The sequence below is a fragment of the Lyngbya sp. PCC 8106 genome (genome assembly GCF_000169095.1).
Classification (GTDB): Bacteria; Cyanobacteriota; Cyanobacteriia; order Cyanobacteriales; family Microcoleaceae; genus Capilliphycus.
In genome coordinates this window covers 55,616-71,069 of the sequence record NZ_AAVU01000009.1, presented here as the reverse complement: position 1 = coordinate 71,069, position 15,454 = coordinate 55,616, and the positions used below count along the sequence as shown (strand labels likewise).

Annotated in this window: 16 protein-coding genes; 6 read left to right on the top strand and 10 right to left on the bottom strand. The window is 41.1% G+C overall.

The features are described 5' to 3' along the window. Positions 1-7: 7 nt before the first annotated feature. Positions 8-2,644: a C39 family peptidase gene (locus L8106_RS08200; protein WP_009783785.1), complete on the top strand. Its 2,637-nt coding sequence runs from the start codon at positions 8-10 to the stop codon at positions 2,642-2,644. 82 nt (positions 2,645-2,726) lie between these two features. Then, a complete protein-coding gene (locus L8106_RS08195) occupies positions 2,727-3,278 on the top strand; it encodes a hypothetical protein (protein ID WP_009783784.1) in 552 nt (183 codons plus the stop codon). An 84-nt stretch (positions 3,279-3,362) separates the two neighbouring features. Here the strand turns inward: L8106_RS08195 and folD are convergent, their stop codons facing one another. After that, positions 3,363-4,238, bottom strand: coding sequence for a bifunctional methylenetetrahydrofolate dehydrogenase/methenyltetrahydrofolate cyclohydrolase FolD (gene folD / locus L8106_RS08190; RefSeq protein ID WP_009783783.1), 876 nt, complete (start codon positions 4,236-4,238; stop codon positions 3,363-3,365). Between the two features lie 256 nt (positions 4,239-4,494). Here folD and L8106_RS08185 point away from each other — a divergent pair, with 256 nt between their 5' ends. Continuing rightward, complete coding sequence (locus tag L8106_RS08185; protein ID WP_009783782.1) at positions 4,495-4,974, top strand: hypothetical protein; 480 nt, start codon at positions 4,495-4,497, stop codon at positions 4,972-4,974. Then, positions 4,971-5,417, top strand: a complete 447-nt coding sequence (locus tag L8106_RS08180) for an NUDIX hydrolase (protein ID WP_009783781.1) — start codon at positions 4,971-4,973, stop codon at positions 5,415-5,417. The genes L8106_RS08185 and L8106_RS08180 overlap by 4 nt, the downstream gene beginning before the upstream one ends. Here the strand turns inward: L8106_RS08180 and L8106_RS08175 are convergent. From L8106_RS08175 to L8106_RS08165, 3 genes are all read right to left on the bottom strand, one after another. Then, positions 5,414-6,151, bottom strand: a complete 738-nt coding sequence (locus L8106_RS08175) for a M23 family metallopeptidase (RefSeq protein WP_009783780.1) — start codon at positions 6,149-6,151, stop codon at positions 5,414-5,416. The genes L8106_RS08180 and L8106_RS08175 overlap by 4 nt on opposite strands. Before the next feature lie 77 nt (positions 6,152-6,228). Then, complete coding sequence (locus tag L8106_RS08170) at positions 6,229-7,800, bottom strand: bifunctional ADP-dependent NAD(P)H-hydrate dehydratase/NAD(P)H-hydrate epimerase (RefSeq protein ID WP_009783779.1); 1,572 nt, start codon at positions 7,798-7,800, stop codon at positions 6,229-6,231. A gap of 231 nt (positions 7,801-8,031) precedes the next feature. Further along, entirely contained in the window at positions 8,032-9,015 is a 984-nt protein-coding gene (locus tag L8106_RS08165; RefSeq protein ID WP_009783778.1) for a hypothetical protein, read from the bottom strand. Positions 9,016-9,101: 86 nt separating this feature from the next. Between L8106_RS08165 and mnmA the strand changes: the two genes are divergently transcribed. Then, the gene (gene mnmA, locus L8106_RS08160; RefSeq protein ID WP_009783777.1) at positions 9,102-10,160 is read left to right on the top strand and encodes a tRNA 2-thiouridine(34) synthase MnmA; all 1,059 of its coding nucleotides are present in this window, start codon (positions 9,102-9,104) and stop codon (positions 10,158-10,160) included. A gap of 139 nt (positions 10,161-10,299) precedes the next feature. On the opposite strand, the gene L8106_RS08155 is transcribed toward mnmA, so the two are convergent. From L8106_RS08155 to L8106_RS08140, 6 genes are all read right to left on the bottom strand, one after another. Further along, positions 10,300-10,725: a DUF29 family protein gene (locus L8106_RS08155; RefSeq protein ID WP_009783776.1), complete on the bottom strand. Its 426-nt coding sequence runs from the start codon at positions 10,723-10,725 to the stop codon at positions 10,300-10,302. Positions 10,726-10,908: 183 nt separating this feature from the next. Further along, positions 10,909-10,992 carry a type II toxin-antitoxin system YoeB family toxin gene (locus L8106_RS34195; RefSeq protein ID WP_255348880.1) on the bottom strand — a complete coding sequence of 28 codons (84 nt, stop codon included), beginning with the start codon at positions 10,990-10,992 and terminating at the stop codon, positions 10,909-10,911. A 25-nt stretch (positions 10,993-11,017) separates the two neighbouring features. Further along, on the bottom strand, positions 11,018-11,173 hold the full coding sequence (locus tag L8106_RS34190; protein WP_255348879.1) for a type II toxin-antitoxin system YoeB family toxin: 156 nt from the start codon (positions 11,171-11,173) through the stop codon (positions 11,018-11,020). Beyond that, positions 11,148-11,438 carry a hypothetical protein gene (locus L8106_RS08150; RefSeq protein WP_009783775.1) on the bottom strand — a complete coding sequence of 97 codons (291 nt, stop codon included), beginning with the start codon at positions 11,436-11,438 and terminating at the stop codon, positions 11,148-11,150. The genes L8106_RS34190 and L8106_RS08150 overlap by 26 nt, the downstream gene beginning before the upstream one ends. Before the next feature lie 124 nt (positions 11,439-11,562). Then, entirely contained in the window at positions 11,563-14,214 is a 2,652-nt protein-coding gene (locus L8106_RS33525) for a tetratricopeptide repeat protein (RefSeq protein ID WP_083798382.1), read from the bottom strand. 123 nt (positions 14,215-14,337) lie between these two features. Then, positions 14,338-14,775 carry a hypothetical protein gene (locus tag L8106_RS08140; RefSeq protein WP_009783773.1) on the bottom strand — a complete coding sequence of 146 codons (438 nt, stop codon included), beginning with the start codon at positions 14,773-14,775 and terminating at the stop codon, positions 14,338-14,340. A 108-nt stretch (positions 14,776-14,883) separates the two neighbouring features. On the opposite strand from L8106_RS08140, the gene L8106_RS08135 reads away from it, so the two are divergent. Further along, positions 14,884-15,435, top strand: coding sequence for a transposase (locus L8106_RS08135; RefSeq protein ID WP_009783772.1), 552 nt, complete (start codon positions 14,884-14,886; stop codon positions 15,433-15,435). The last annotated feature ends 19 nt before the right edge of the window (positions 15,436-15,454 follow it).

Genomic DNA, 15,454 nt, shown 5'->3' with positions numbered 1-15,454 from the left:
TAGAACTATGCTGAATTATCTCGGCCCGATAAATGTCTTAGTTAACCAACCTGTTGCTTTAATTGGAACCTTTGATTCTGAAAAAATTCAGACTGTTTCTGTTATCGCAGAAGACAAATATCCTCTTACTGTTAGTCTCAATTCTAAATCGGGAATTTGGCACGTTAGCCTAGAGAAAGGATTCAATACTCAAGGTCAAAGATGGTTACGCTTAAAAGGTTTTGATCGCCAAAACAAATCGGTTTCTGATCAAGTTATTCGTTTAACGGTTGCCCTCGAAGGCAATTTTGGATCGGAGACTCTGTTAATCGCCCGATATACAACTCCCTTTAAAAAACAAGCGATTTCTTCTTCTCGCCTCACTCCTCAACAACAACAAAATATTAACGTTGGTGAAGTTCTCCCTCTCAAGGACTACAAATTAGTCAACAATCACCTCGAAGTTGAACTTAAAAATCCTCTCGGTGGAGTCGGAAAATTCGGCTATTTCTACGAAGAACACGTACTATTAGTTAAAAATGGACAAATCCTCTGGTTTGATCGTGAAGATTTACCCCCGACTCCATCGGGGACTCAATTATTATGGATTACACAAACTACCTCTGTCAAAGTAAAACCTCAAGATTCCGCCCAATTGGGAATGAATCAAACCATTGAATTAACTCACGGCAGTACCTACACAATTTTAGGTTATGCTTGTGTTGAAGATCATTTCCGTGTAACTTTTGATCGCAGTATTCCGGGTTTTGGTCAATATGGTTATATCTACCGTTATCATGCTGAACTTTGGGAACAAGATCAAGCCATTACCTACAATACAAATGCAATTAATCTAACGGTTATTAATACCACTGTTTTCAAAAAACGACCTGTTGATGGGGCTTATCTCAGCGAAACGGATAAGGTCATAATTCCAGCCGGAATGGTTTATGGTGTACAAAGTTATACCACAGAAGATGGTCATCTCAAAGTCGCCCTCACGGAAAATTTACCGGGTTTTGGAAATACGGGTTATGTTTATCCTGATTTTGTTCAACTGAGTCGGGCTGATCAACCGATTATTCCTAAATTACCTGTGACTTATCAGGGACCATCAGAAGTTTTGGTGAATCAACCGACTATTCTTAAAGGAAGTTTTGATCCGCGTGTTGTGACGGCGATGACTTTGATGGCGGAAGATCGTTATGGTTTTGATGTTGTTTTGAATTCGACGGCGAAGACTTGGGAAGTCAAGTTAGAAAAAGGATTTAGTGAGGCGGGTTATCGTTGGTTACGACTGAAAGCAACAAATAGTAAAAAGGAGTTGATTGCTTCTCAGGTGATTAATTTAACGGTGAGTAGTAGCCCGTTGACGGTGGGAGAAGGGTTAACTCTAAGGATTACTAATGATACCCTTTTTAAGGTCGCACCGTTTGATTCTGCTTCTCTAAATCAACTTCAAAAAGTCGCGATCGCATCGGGTCAGAAGTTTAAGGTTTTGAAGTATGGTTGGGTTGATGGTCATTTGAAAGTGTTATTAAATAACGCGATTTCACCTATCGGAACATTTGGTTATTTCTTCCAAAGTCATGTTCAACTCAGCAAAGGTTCGGAAGTGCTTCAGTTTGAGATTGATAGTGTACGGGATACTGATGTTAATGCCCAAATGTTGGTGATTAAAACGACAAAAATTAAAGCAAAACCGATTGATTCTTCTGATTTGTCACCGGATCAATCCGCACTTTTATTACTCGGTCAAACTTATCCGATTAAGGGTTATGCTTCTACTCAAGGTCATTTTCGTGTCACTTTGGCTGACTCTGTTGAGAAGTTTGGTAATGTCGGATATATTTATTGGCAACACGTTCGGTTGCTGCGAAATGGTCAAGAAATCCCCTTTGATCCTGACTCGTTGACGATGACAATTGGGCAAACAACAGTGTTAAAAAAACGCCCGATAGATGCGAGTCGTTTGGCGGCTTCTGAACGGACTACTTTACCGTTAGGTCGAGTGTATGGAGTCAGAAGTTATGCGATCGCTGACAATCATATTCGAGTTGCTTTAACGGAGGAATTACGGGGCTTTGGGAATACGGGTTATGTGTTTCCTGACTTTGTGAAATTTCAGCGAGGCGGGAAAACTTTTGATCCCTTACCTGACCAAATTGAATTGAATGTTCCCTATTTTTCTCAACGAGATAATCCTCGCTATTCTTGGTCTACTTGTAATGTGACTTCAATTGCGATGGTGTTATATTATTATGGTTTGCGATCGCAATATGGCGGACAATTAGAGGATGAATTGTTGCAATGGTGTTTTAATTATGCTGGAGTTGGATCGCAAACTGAACATAATGTTTTAACGGCTTTAATTCGGGCTTATGGTTATAAAAGTAGTTTTAGTACGACTCGCCGTTGGTCTGAGATTCAAGAAGAATTAATTAATCGTCGTCCTGTGGTTATTGGGGCAGATTTAACGCCGTCCGGTCATATTTTAACGATTATTGGCTACAACAAAAAAGGCTATATTGTCAATGATCCTTGGGGAGATGCTTACACTGGTTATAACAATACAGAAGGGCGACGGTTGTTGTATTCCTATGGTTATTTCAACCAAGTTGCTGGCCCCGATGGGAATGTTTGGGCGCATTTTATCGAACCTTAAAATGATCTGTAGGGGCGCTGCGGTTTGCGCCTTCTAGCGGTCAAAATCTACCCATTTTCTAAGATAAAAAAAGGATAGAAAAATGAGTGAAGATAAAAATCTCCTTGAAAAAACAACAGAGAATATAAAAAATCATCCGTTAATTGTGGTGATTATTCTCATCTCTATTGGCATAACAGGTTTAGCTACTTTCACGGATTCTGCGACAACACTGATCAATACAGTAAATACCGTCGGAAAAAACCAACAGCAGCAGGACGAAAAACTCGATCAACTCATTTCTCAGTGTTGGAGTAATGAAGGTAATGTGGCAATACCTCCTCCTTTTATTGATGTTTGTTTGGAGTCAAAAAAAGGAGAAGTTCGAGGGTATGTTGATACCTATAATTATACCACAGAAGATGAATGGAAACAGATTAGTTTATGGGGAGTTCGTCAGGGTAATATCCTCAAACTTGAAGCCATTGATATTCGTCAGGGTAAAGAAATTAAACTTGGTGATTTTCAAGTCAAATTCATCGAAAAAGCTTTTGAAAATCAACTCCAGTGGACGACCGTTAACGTGAATATGCCTGCGGGTTATTTTCCCCAAGAAACCACATTATTTCCCAATTCAACAGCAGCAGAAAATTAATAAAAAACCCGATACTTTTTAATCAACCGGGTTTCGCAGGTAAAATTCACAGCCTTTGATCTCCCAACTCGGAGAAAACGATGTCTATTCCAGATTTTTACCGACTCGTTGTTTATAACTCCAAAGAGTATTTTGTAACAACATCGCCACCGTCATCGGCCCAACACCGCCCGGAACTGGGCTAATATAATCAACTAAAGGTTCTACTCCCTCAAAATCCACATCTCCGACAATTCGTGATCGTCCTTCGTAGTCAGTAATACGGTTAATTCCCACATCAACAACTACAGCGCCCGGTTTAACCATTTGAGGTGTAATTAACTTCGGATAACCCGCAGCAACCACTAAAATCTCAGCTTCACAAGTGAGTTTTGCTAAATCTTTTGTTTTAATATGAGTAATAGACACGGTACTTTCGGCTTCCAACAACATCAACGCCATCGGTTTTCCGACTAAAATACTCGCCCCAACAACCACCGCATCTTTTCCTGTAACCTCAATCTCATATTCTCGCAAAAGCTGCATCACTCCCGCAGGTGTACAACTACGAAGTCCCGCTTCACCTCGAACCAGTCGCCCCATATTCACCGGATGAAGCCCGTCTACATCTTTGTCGGGAGATATCTCGTATAATAGCGGAATTGCGTTGAGATGAGGCGGTAAAGGAAGCTGAAGCAATATTCCATCGACTTCGGAGTTTTGGTTGAGTGAATGAATGACTTCAGTTAATTCCGCTTGAGTGATATTTGTGGGAAAATGTTTTCCAAATGATACAATTCCCACCTGTTCACAAGCCCGTTCTTTATTGCGAACATACACCGAACTGGCGGGGTTTTCTCCCACCATCAACACGGCGAGTCCCGGTGGACGTCCAGCTTGGGCTTGCAAAGATTGAATTTCCTGTTGTAGCTGCTTTCTAATTTTTTGGGCGAGTGCTTTACCATCTAATATGTTAGCCATAATAATTTTTAGGTTAAAAGGACATCAGTTCAACTATATTCACACAAGCCTGTTTTGTTGGCTACATTCGGAACAAAAACTATAGAACCTACCGTCACTCTCTGTAGATCGAGTTATGTCTCATAACTCCTTGCTTAAATTTTCAGGTGAGACGGGGTAATTACAAACTTCCCAACTCACCTCTTTTTTTCAGAACAGCGATCAAAATACCATAATTTATTCGTTGCCTACAATTTTACAGGATGTTTTCTATTCCATGACTACTGCAACCAAATCTAAATTCGTTCGGGCGTTTCCCATCGTCATGTTATTTGGCCTAACACCGTTGCTATTTGGCTGCGAAAAGTTAGCGACTTCAACGGCTAAACTCAATCTCAATGTTACTCCGATTGAAAACCTCGAAAAACGCAAAGCTGACACAAAGGTTTATATTAAAGGAACAGTCGAAAGTCTTGCGCCCTTTGTTGGTGCCGGTGCCTATCAACTTGAGGATAACACAGGTACAGTTTGGGTTTTTAGCACTGACGATTTACCGAAAGAGGGACAGGAAATATTAGTTCGAGGTCAAGTGAATTATGAGACAATTACCCTCAAAGAACTTCAAGGTCAAAATATTGGTGGGGTTTATCTTCAAGAACTAGAACGCATTCAAGAACCGACACCCGAAAACGGGGAGAAAGAACCCATTCAACCCCCAACTCCTAAGTCTGAACAAGTTGTGGATGACGAAGAATGATCAACTCACCTGTTCATGTTTCCCTGGCAATTTTGTACCGCGAAGGTCAATTTTTAATGCAGTTGCGAGATGATATTCCGAGTATTGTCTATCCGGGTGTTTGGGGTTTATTTGGGGGTCATATCGAACCCGGAGAAACGCCGGAAATAGCAGTCAAACGAGAAGTGATTGAAGAAATTGGTTATGAACTATCTGAAGTTTTAGCGTTTCACTGTTATCAAGAAACAAATGTCGTTCGTCATGTGTTTTACGCGCCTTTAAAGGTTGAGATGAGTCAATTAGTTCTCGGTGAAGGGTGGGATTTTGGATTGATTACCCCTGAACAAATTCGCCAGGGTCAAGCCTACTCTCAAAATGCTAAAATGGAGAGATTATTAGGTCGTCCTCATCAAAATATTTTACTTGATTTTATAGAACAAAAAGGGGAAATTCTAAAAAACTAATATCCTAAATTGGGTACACTCCCATCTTTGGGTAAATATAAACGAGGGTTAACAGGTGTTCCTGCTGGGTTATGAATTTCAAAATGTAGATGAATTGAATAGCCACCGCCATCAATTTCTAACCCTTCTGAACCAAATCCTGAACCGCCTCGAATTGCAATTAATTGACCTGTTTCTATATTTTGATTGAGTTCAACTGAAATAGATCGTAAGTGTAAATAAATGTGTTTCCAACCATCAGGACGGGTAATTTCAATCATACGACCATTTAGCCCACTGGTATCTCTTTTAACATAACTTACTGTTCCATCACTCGCTGCAAAACATTCATCGGGAGTGTAGCCACCAATATCAACCCCTGCGTGTAAGCGTCCTCGGGCGTAACCAAATTCTGTTCTTGGCCCCATACTGGTTCCTCTCATCGGCCATATCCAGCCGGATGAGGTATAAAGTTTATCACGGTCAGAGGAGTTAGTTGAGTCGGGTTGAGTGCTTTTGATCGGATTATTAGGATCAACAATTTCGACATGATCACAGAATACATACCAAAGATTTTGATTGCGGGGTAAAGGATTAATAAAGATAATCTTATAGTGGTTATTTTCAACAAAATCATAACTCTCAATCTCAAATTCTGTTCCCGCATAAGCTGATACTTTTCGGTTGTAAGCAATCAAATCAGATTGAATAGGTCGATCTTTAAAAACAGTATTGTTAATGATTCTGAGTTTCATGGGAGTTAAATTTAGATGCTAATCGAACCAGAAAGACAAGGGAGTAGACGACGAGTTTAAACTCAAATTTTATCACCTCAAGGGTGAGATTTGTTCAAAAAACGAGATTGAATTGGGTTGAGATTCAAATACTGAGTTAAGGTAAACGCATCAACCCCTAATTCTGTTTTGTCTTTTGCAGCTTGAATACCCGCTTGGGCGTGCCACCAAACCGCCGTTTTCACGATAGCATCAAGAGGAGTTTGATTTAATACCACTGCGGCTAATAACCCCCCTAATAAACCCGTTAAAACATCTCCACTTCCTCCCCTTGCTAATGCAGGTGTACTTTCAGGATTAATCCAAACGGTGTTCGCTGTTCCGATACAAACTCTTGCCCCTTTTAAGACTACAATACTTTGACTTTTTTGGGCGGCTTTTTGAGTAACTAAAACATGATCTTTTAATTCCTCAGCTAACTCAGGAAACAATCGCTTAAACTCACCTGGATGAGGGGTAATAATCGTTGCAGCTTGTCGTTGAGATAGCGTAAAAACGGGGTTGAGTTGGGCTAAAATATTTAAACCATCTGCATCTAAAATCAAAGGTCGATTACAGTCTAGAATCAATTGTACAACGGTAGTTGCCGATTGTGTCAAACCAGGGCCGCAGGCGATCGCATCAAATTGATCTAAACTAAAATGAGAGGGAAAATCTAAAATTGCCCCGTCTTCTGTTTCGGGACAGCCAATAATTAATGCTTCAGGAAGTTGGGTACTGAGTAACGGTTTAATCGAGTTAGGAACCGCAATTGATAACATTCCCACACCCGACGCCCTAGCGCCTAAACCAGCTAAAATTGCCGCCCCAGTATAACGATGAGAACCTGCGACAATTAGTAAGTTACCATTCTTGTATTTGTGAGTAGCCAAAGGACGCGGAAGCGGTAAATCAGCGATCGCATTTTCAGGTGTAATCCGGCGAAATTCTGGAGTTTGACCTAAAATTGCCTCAATATCTGCTAAAGGAATATCAAAATCAATCAGTTCAACTTTTCCGAGATATTCTAAGGCTGAATCTTGCAAGAATGCTAACTTCCACAACCCCAAACAAAACGTGTAATTCGCCTGAATAGCTGTTCCTAAAACTTCCCCAGTATCGGTGTGAATCCCGGAAGGTAAATCAATGCTAAAAATTGGCTTGTTCCCAGCATTAATCTGGTTAACCCCCTCCGCCAATTCATCGGTAATCGGACGAGTTAAACCAAAGCCAAACATTCCATCAATAATCACATCGCAGTTTTGCAAAGCATCTATATTTTGATGAATTGAAATCCCCAAACTTGTGATATAATGATAATGAGATTCGGTGAGTTCTTTATATTTGGAAAACGGACAACAAACAACCACAGAATATCCTAAAAATAGTAATTCTCGGGCAACAACTAACGCATCCCCCCCGTTATGACCAGGCCCGACTAAAACGCCAATTGAAGTCACCGAAATTGACTTGATTTTGCTGAGAATCCGTTCGGTAATTCGTCCGGCTACTTTTTCCATTAACGCGGCTACAGGCATTCCCGCTTCAAAGATACGAGATTCTATTGCCTGCATTTGTTTGGCTGTCACAACAAACTGTTGAATTTCTTGTCGATTTTCACGAGTAAACATGATTCATTTTCCTGAGTGTCTTCAGTCATAGGAAGGATATCGGGAGATAGAAAAAACTTCTGACTTCTATAGCGCTACGCAAATTGATTAGGACATTTATAAATTCTGAAACCCTTTCATAGTCTGCTGTTCCCTGTTCCCTGTTCCCTGTTCCCTGTTCCCTGTTCCCTAGCGCGTAGCGCTATATCTTCTGTCTTTTTTTAACACTTTTTTTGAATTTAAGGTCATACTTTACTTCCCAAAATAAACCTGCGCCCCCGGAATTCCCGCATCAATAAAATAATTTTCCCATTCTTCGGCTAGAGTCTCACTTGAAAATGGCCCCACCGCAACAAAAGGGTCAACTTCTAAGTCTTGAACAATCACACTTTGTTCGGGCGCACCCAAAGCAACCACATCATTCGCAACAATGTTTAAATCAGCAGGTTGAGTCGGAATTAATACAAAATAACGATTCGTTTCCGATAACCCATAACCCCCACCCGGATTCGCAGGAGTCGCAGTAACTCGCGTAGCTGGAATTTCAGGTTGAATTGCTACCCAAAGTTGCAACTCTCGCAAACTTTGAATAACTTCTGAGGGAATTCCTCGCCAGTTTAACTCATCCATCAATTGTTGAGCATTTCCTAAGTTTAGAAAACTTCCGGCTTGAATAATCAGTTTACCTTGATATTCTTTTATCTCAGCATAGGGTGCCACTTGAAGAACTTCAAATAATGCTGCATCATTCACACTCACAAACACTTGATATAAACCTAAACTCCCTTCTGGAAAAACATAAATGGGCGGAAAATTGGTTTCGATGGGTTTATCTTCTTCAGTGGGTAAAGGAACAACAGGCGGAAAAGCAGTAATGGCACCTGTAAATTCTTTTTCATCCTCAAAATCTGTAATTTGGGAGTCTACACCGACAGCCTGTAAATCTTCAACCACTCTTTCGGCTTCACTCTCTCTAAAATAAATCCCCGCATCGATAATTCTGCGATTTCTATATCTCCGAATGACAGCGCCCGGTTGTACCTGTTGAACCACTTCCAGCAAAAAGACACTATCGCTGTTAATATACACTCCATAGCGTTCTTCTTGGGCGAACCCTGGAGAAATTACTGTTATACAAGTTCCCAACAGTATCAAAATCAACCTCAGCGGGGTTCGCAATCTCTGCCAAGTCCCCCATTTGTAGTTTTTATGTATTATCATAGAAGTTACAGACATTCTCGGTTCCTCCAACACTGAACGTATTAATGCCATCATTTATAGAGAAGTAAATCTAAAGTAGCAGCTTATTATCCCCTAATCCAATGAAAAAAGTCGTTGTCGGTTTATCCGGAGGAGTTGACAGTTCCGCCGCCGCCGCTATTCTCCACCACCAAGACTATGAAGTGGTTGGGTTAACGCTATGGTTAATGAAAGGAAAAGGTCAATGCTGTTCGGAAGGAATGGTAGATGCAGCGTTTATCTGCGAACAGTTAGGCGTTCCTCATCATATCGTGGACAGTCGAGAGTTGTTTCAAACTCATATTGTTGATTATTTGGTCGAAGGGTATAGTGCCGGGATTACCCCCCTACCCTGTTCTCAATGTAATAAAACCGTAAAATTTGGCCCGATGTTGCGTCATGCAAAAGAAGAATTGGGAATTGATTTGATTGCCACAGGTCATTATGCCAGAATTCGGTATGATGAACAAAATAACCGTTATCAATTATTAAGAGCGGTTGACAAAAGTAAAGATCAGTCTTATTTCTTGTATGATTTAACTCAAGATTTACTGGCGGGTGTAGTGTTTCCGTTGGGGGAAGTTCTCAAAACTGAAACCCGACGTATTGCGGCACAATATAATCTAAAAACGGCAGACAAACCGGAAAGTCAAGACCTGTGTTTAGTTGAAGCCAACGGTTCCATGCAGGCGTTTTTGGATAAATATATTACTGGGAAAACAGGCGATATTGTTGATGAAAATGGTAAAGTGTTGGGTCAACATGAGGGGATTCATCACTACACCATCGGACAACGCAAAGGTTTAGGAATTGCCGCACCTAACCCGTTGTATGTGATTGGAATTGATGCCGGACGAAATCTAGTTATTGTTGGCGATCGCGAAAATGCAACACAAACTGAGTGTATCATTAAACGGGTGAATTGGGTATCAATAGCACCGCCAACTTCTCCTATTCGCGCCGAAGTGCAAATTCGATACCGGACAAAACCTCAACCTGTTACCGTTGTACCGTTAAATTCCGCAGAAGATGAACAAGTTAAGCTGATATTTGATGAACCGATTTTTGGAATTACACCGGGTCAAGCAGCCGTGTGGTACGACGGAGAAATTGTCTTAGGTGGCGGAATTATTTGCAGTTAATATCCCCATTTTTCGCCCCCCTCGCCCCCCAATTCTGGGGGGAATATTCTTAAAAGTCCCCATTTCTTAAAGCCCCCAATATTGGGGGTTTGGGGGCAACGTCACGGGGGTTTCGGATTAATTTTTTGGGATAAAATTTTTAAGCCGGATTAATTAAATTAATCGCTTGATTCAAAATTTCGATCTGATTAACTTTTTGTTCCAATTCGCGAGAATCATAACGTCCTTCTTCAACTTCCAGGGAAGCTTTGTTAACGGCTTGTGGATAGGCTTTCTCCAGAATACCCCGTAATTCTTCAGAATTCAAATAAACCCCTTTTGACTTCGGACGTTCGTTTAAGTCTTGAATTTCCAAAACCGAGTTACGAATGGAAACATCCCAGGATCGAGTTGTCCGATTTTCTGCTTGTTGTTTAATTAAATGTAGGAGTAAAATGACCGCATAACTGCGAATATTGTTAATAATATCTTTGCGACCCATTTCTTCTAACTCGTCAACCAGGGTTAACGATCCTTTGATATCACCTTTGAGTAGCAATTCTTTTAACTCTAGAATTTCTTCCATAATCGGAATCTTAATCAAGGATAATTTTATTTTACCATTTCAACCTCTCCCTAAATACCTCTGCTATAAGGCGAGGGACTTGGAAACATAGCGATCGCATTTTAAATATTTTAAGCAATAGTAACGAGGATTAGATGAATTGAGTTTGATTTTATAAACTTTTCGTATAGAATTTATTTGATTTTAATTATCGTAATGAAATCGGCAACTTAGAATAGTGATTGCATTCTCACTGACCTGATATACTAAACGATGCTCATCGGTAATGCGTCGTGACCAATATCCTTTCAGCTCATGTTTTAGGGGGTTCAGGTTTACCCAGCCCAGTGAAAGGTTGACGGAGTATATCGTTAATCAGAGTAATAATCTTACGATAAATTTTCCGATCCTGTTTTGACCAATTATTAAAATCTTCAAAAGATTTAGGAGTGAATGTTATGTTCCTCATTCCATTCCTCTAATGTAAAACTGACTAAATTAGTATTGGTTTCTATATTTTGAATTCCAGTGAGTAAGTGACGACGGTTCGCTTCATTTGAGAGTAAATATTCTGTTGTATCTTGTGGAATTTGTGAGCTACTATCTGACTCTATTGCCTCTGACTCTACTAAAATAATCACCTCAACAACGGTTCCTTCTGGAAGTTCAGGTGTTTGAATTTCAATTGTGCCATCTTTGCTAACAACTCCTCGCTGTTTGATACCATTTAGCATAATCTTTTTTTTGAGGATTCTATATTTTAGGTTAATTATAGTATAGCTCGTTAGAATGCGATCGCAGTTTGTGAAGAACTTCTTCCTAAATCCCTCTCCTACGAGGCGAGGGACTTTGAATTTATTATGATGAGTTTTCTTGCTGCTGAAGCTGAGAAACTAAAGATTGAATGAATTCATTATCACTTAATTGATCGGTTTTGTTTTCCTGGATGACTTTGATTAAAAATATGATTAAGTTTTGCCAAATTGTTTGAGTATTAGGATGATCTTTACCTAAAGTTTTGACTAACATAAACAACGCTTGCTGAAACAGGGGTTCGGCTTCGCTGTAGCGTCCTTGTGACTCGTAAAGATAGGCTAAGTTATTCAGGCTGGTGGCAACATCGGGATGGTCGCCCTCAAATAGCCGTTGTCTCATTTCTAAGGCTTGCTGATACAAGGGTTCGGCTTCGCTGTTGCGTCCTTGAGACTTGTAAAGGTAGGCTAAGTTATTCAGGCTAGTGGCAACATCGGGATGGTCGCCTTCAAATAGCCGTTGTGTCATTTCTAAGGCTTGCTGATACAAGGGTTCGGCTTCGCTGTTGCGTCCTTGAGACTTGTAAAGGTAGGCTAAGTTATTCAGGCTGGAAGCAACATCGGGATGGTCGCCATCAAATAGCCGTTGATACATAGCTAAGGCTTGCTGATACAAGGGTTCGGCTTCTCTGTTGCGTCCTTGGGAATGGCAAAGTCCGGCTAAGTTATTCAGGCTGGAAGCAACATTGGGATGATCGCCCTCAAACAGCCGTTGTCTCATTGCTAAGGCTTGCTGATACAAGGGTTCGGCTTGACTGTAGCGTCCTTGAGAGTTGTAAAGTAAGCCTAAGTTATTCAGGCTGGTAGCAACAGAGGGATGGTCGCCTTCAAACAGCCGTTGTCTCATTTCTAAAGCTTGTTGAAACAAAGCTTCGGCTTCGCTGTAGCGTCCTTGTGACTCGTAAAGGTAGGCTAAGTTATTCAGGCTGGTGGCAATATTAGGATGGTCGCCCTCAAATAGCCGTTGATACATAGCTAAGGCTTGCTGTAACAAGGGTTCGGCTTCGCTGTTGCGTCCTTGAGACTTGTAAAGGTAGGCTAAGTTATTCAGGCTAGTGGCAACATCGGGATGGTCGCCTTCAAATAGCCGTTGTGTCATTTCTAAGGCTTGCTGTAACAAGGGTTCGGCTTCGCTGTTGCGTCCTTGAGAGTTGTAAAGAGAGGCTAAGTTATTCAGGCTGAGTGCAACAGAGGGATGGTCACCATCAAATAGCCGTTGTGTCATTTCTAAAGCTTGCTGATACAAGGGTTCGGCTTCGCTGTAACGTCCTTGAGACTCGTAAAGAGAGGCTAAGTTATTCAGGCTGGAAGCAACATCGGGATGATCGCCATCAAATAGCCGTTGTCTCATTGCTAAGGCTTGCTGAAACAGGGGTTCAGCTTCAGCGTAGCGTCCTTGAGACTCGTAAAGTGAGGCTAAGTTATTCAGGCTAGTGGCAACAGATGGATGTTCCTCTCCGAAACGGTTTTTTGTAATTTCTACACCTTTCTTCAGCCAAGGTTCTGCTTCAGAATACAAAGTCTGACCTTTATAAAACCAAGCTAACCTAGTAAACGGTCTAATTAAATCTTCATCGGATAACAACTCAATGTAGGAATTAGCAACTTCTTCAATATGTTTAATAGCAAGTTCAACCCGTTTAACTTGTTGCGTTGTCATATTGTGAGGAATATGAGAAGCAATATTAGCCATTGTGGTGACAAAGGCTTGTTTCATTGCGGCTACGTCTTTTTGTTCCTCTAGTTTGTCGCGGAAAAACTCTCGTAGGAGTTGATGGAGTCGATAGGTTTTCTCTTTGGTTCGTTGAAATAAACTGAGTTTAACTAACTTGCGTCTACTATCCTCAATATCTTCGAGATCAATTTCCTCTCCTTGCCAACCTTGATACACCGTTTCAACTAAGTCCCACAAAATAGCATCGGGAGAAAACAAAGACAACAAACACCCCAACTGTTGCGTTTCGGGCTGTTTTTGCAACCGTTCCCAACTCAACTCAAAGGCGGCGGCGACTCCTAATTCTGCGGTTTCTGCTGTGTTGTCTTCATTTTGGAGAGAAGAATGTTTGAGGCGTTTACGTTGCAGGCGTTGCAGCATCTTGGCTAAAGAGAGATCTTCTTCATCTGCTAAATATCGCCCCACTAATTCTAACCCCAAAGGTAAATAACCTAACCATTTACACAGTTCTTCGGCGGTTTCCGGTTCGGCTTTAATGCGATCGCCAATAATAGACTCAAGTAATTTTAAAGCATCATTGGGATGAAGAACTTCTAAATTTAGGGGAGTAACAGCAGGAATCTGTTCTCGCGTGGTGACTAATACTTTAAACCGAGGATTTCCGGGTAAATAAGGTTTAACCTGTTGTTTGTAGGCGGTGACATCATCAACTATTAACAACACCTCACCCTCTGCCCAATGTTGCCAGCAATAGGTTAATTGTTCAGCTTCCGAAAAGCCTGTAAAATCCATCTTGGGGAAGAACCGAGGACGGGCAAATTGCATCACCTCGAAGATGAAACTCCCCCCAGAAATGAAGCAAACACCGCCTTTGTAAATCTCATTGAGATGTTGTCGGGCGTATTGGATGGCGAGTTCAGTTTTGCCCACTCCTCCCATTCCCACAACTGCTGCGGCGATCGCAACTTGGGTATTTTTTTGTAGGAGTTGGTGAAGTTCTGCGAGTTGTGTATCTCGTCCAATAAAATTCTCGCGTTCAGTAATGCCACGTTGACCTAAGTTTTCATAGGGTTTTGCCCCCCTAGCCCCCCAACTTTGGGGGGAACCTTCTTGAAAGCCCCCAGTATTGGGGGTTTGGGGGCGTAGTCATATTGTGATATTCTGTTCTTTAATATTGATAGAAGCGCCTTCTCCTTGAGCTAGGTTAACGACTTTTTCAATCGTGTTGTGATAGTTTTGAGTGCTGGCTTGTTGAGATTTAATAGTTGCCGCAATTTCTTCTAACCTCTTTCTGAGGTCTGCATCTTCGCTGATAGTTACTTCTAAATCCTCAACGATTTGGGCAACTTCTGGATCGGTTTTTGCCGTTGCTTTGACATCAATCACCGCTTGACCCCAATCTAAAGGCCTTTCATTCACTTGTTCGATCGCGGATGCGGTTTGGGGAGATTTATGGTAAAGTTGTTCCAGCAAAACTCCCCCTTGTTCAACTATTTTATCCCCTAATTTGTCACCTACTTTTCCGGTTGCTTTGGTAATGATTAGGGCAGCTAAGGCAGCGACGGTAAGTTCTATGGGTTCCATTGGTTGTTGTAGAAAAAGGTTGATAGATGGTTTTTATTATAGTAGGGTGGGTGAGAATTGGGGCGAAAATGCAGCGATAATAGTTAAAAAAACTCACCCACCCTACCCATGTCAAATTATCGCAGATTGCGCCAACCCGGAGGAACCTATTTTTTTACTCAAGTTACCTACAAGATAATTCCTTGGCTTTGCGAAGAAAAAGCCCGATTGACGATCCGAAATGGGATTAATCGTGTAATGAAATTATATCCTTTTACCTTGGATGCTATTGTTCTTTTGCCCGATCATATTCACTGTATTTGGACTCTGCCAGAAGGGGATGATAATTATTCAATTCGGTGGAGATTAATAAAAACTTATGTTAGCAAGCGTTATGCAAACTTCTTAAAGATTCCGTTTGAACTCAGTGAATCTCGAATCAAAAAACAAGAAACTCACCTCTGGCAAAAGCGATTTTGGGAACATTTAATTAGAAACGAACAGGACTATGAAAATCACTGTAATTATATCCATTATAATCCCGTAAAACATGGTTTATGTCACTCCCCCGCCGATTGGGAATTTTCGAGTTTTCATCGATTTGTTGCCCGGGGGATTTATCCAACCGATTGGAGTGCAAATACCGATCCTCAAATTTCCAACAATATTGGAAACGAGTAGGGTGGGTGAGGTATTTAAA

What these genes read in the sequence shown, in the direction of transcription:
- L8106_RS08200 (WP_009783785.1), top strand. Translation starts at nt 8, where the DNA reads ATGCTGAATTATCTCGGCCCGATAAATGTCTTAGTTAACCAACCTGTT.
- L8106_RS08195 (WP_009783784.1), top strand. Translation starts at nt 2,727, where the DNA reads ATGAGTGAAGATAAAAATCTCCTTGAAAAAACAACAGAGAATATAAAA.
- folD (WP_009783783.1), bottom strand. Translation starts at nt 4,238, where the DNA reads ATGGCTAACATATTAGATGGTAAAGCACTCGCCCAAAAAATTAGAAAG.
- L8106_RS08185 (WP_009783782.1), top strand. Translation starts at nt 4,495, where the DNA reads ATGACTACTGCAACCAAATCTAAATTCGTTCGGGCGTTTCCCATCGTC.
- L8106_RS08180 (WP_009783781.1), top strand. Translation starts at nt 4,971, where the DNA reads ATGATCAACTCACCTGTTCATGTTTCCCTGGCAATTTTGTACCGCGAA.
- L8106_RS08175 (WP_009783780.1), bottom strand. Translation starts at nt 6,151, where the DNA reads ATGAAACTCAGAATCATTAACAATACTGTTTTTAAAGATCGACCTATT.
- L8106_RS08170 (WP_009783779.1), bottom strand. Translation starts at nt 7,800, where the DNA reads ATGTTTACTCGTGAAAATCGACAAGAAATTCAACAGTTTGTTGTGACA.
- L8106_RS08165 (WP_009783778.1), bottom strand. Translation starts at nt 9,015, where the DNA reads ATGTCTGTAACTTCTATGATAATACATAAAAACTACAAATGGGGGACT.
- mnmA (WP_009783777.1), top strand. Translation starts at nt 9,102, where the DNA reads ATGAAAAAAGTCGTTGTCGGTTTATCCGGAGGAGTTGACAGTTCCGCC.
- L8106_RS08155 (WP_009783776.1), bottom strand. Translation starts at nt 10,725, where the DNA reads ATGGAAGAAATTCTAGAGTTAAAAGAATTGCTACTCAAAGGTGATATC.
- L8106_RS34190 (WP_255348879.1), bottom strand. Translation starts at nt 11,173, where the DNA reads ATGAGGAACATAACATTCACTCCTAAATCTTTTGAAGATTTTAATAAT.
- L8106_RS08150 (WP_009783775.1), bottom strand. Translation starts at nt 11,438, where the DNA reads ATGCTAAATGGTATCAAACAGCGAGGAGTTGTTAGCAAAGATGGCACA.
- L8106_RS08140 (WP_009783773.1), bottom strand. Translation starts at nt 14,775, where the DNA reads ATGGAACCCATAGAACTTACCGTCGCTGCCTTAGCTGCCCTAATCATT.
- L8106_RS08135 (WP_009783772.1), top strand. Translation starts at nt 14,884, where the DNA reads ATGTCAAATTATCGCAGATTGCGCCAACCCGGAGGAACCTATTTTTTT.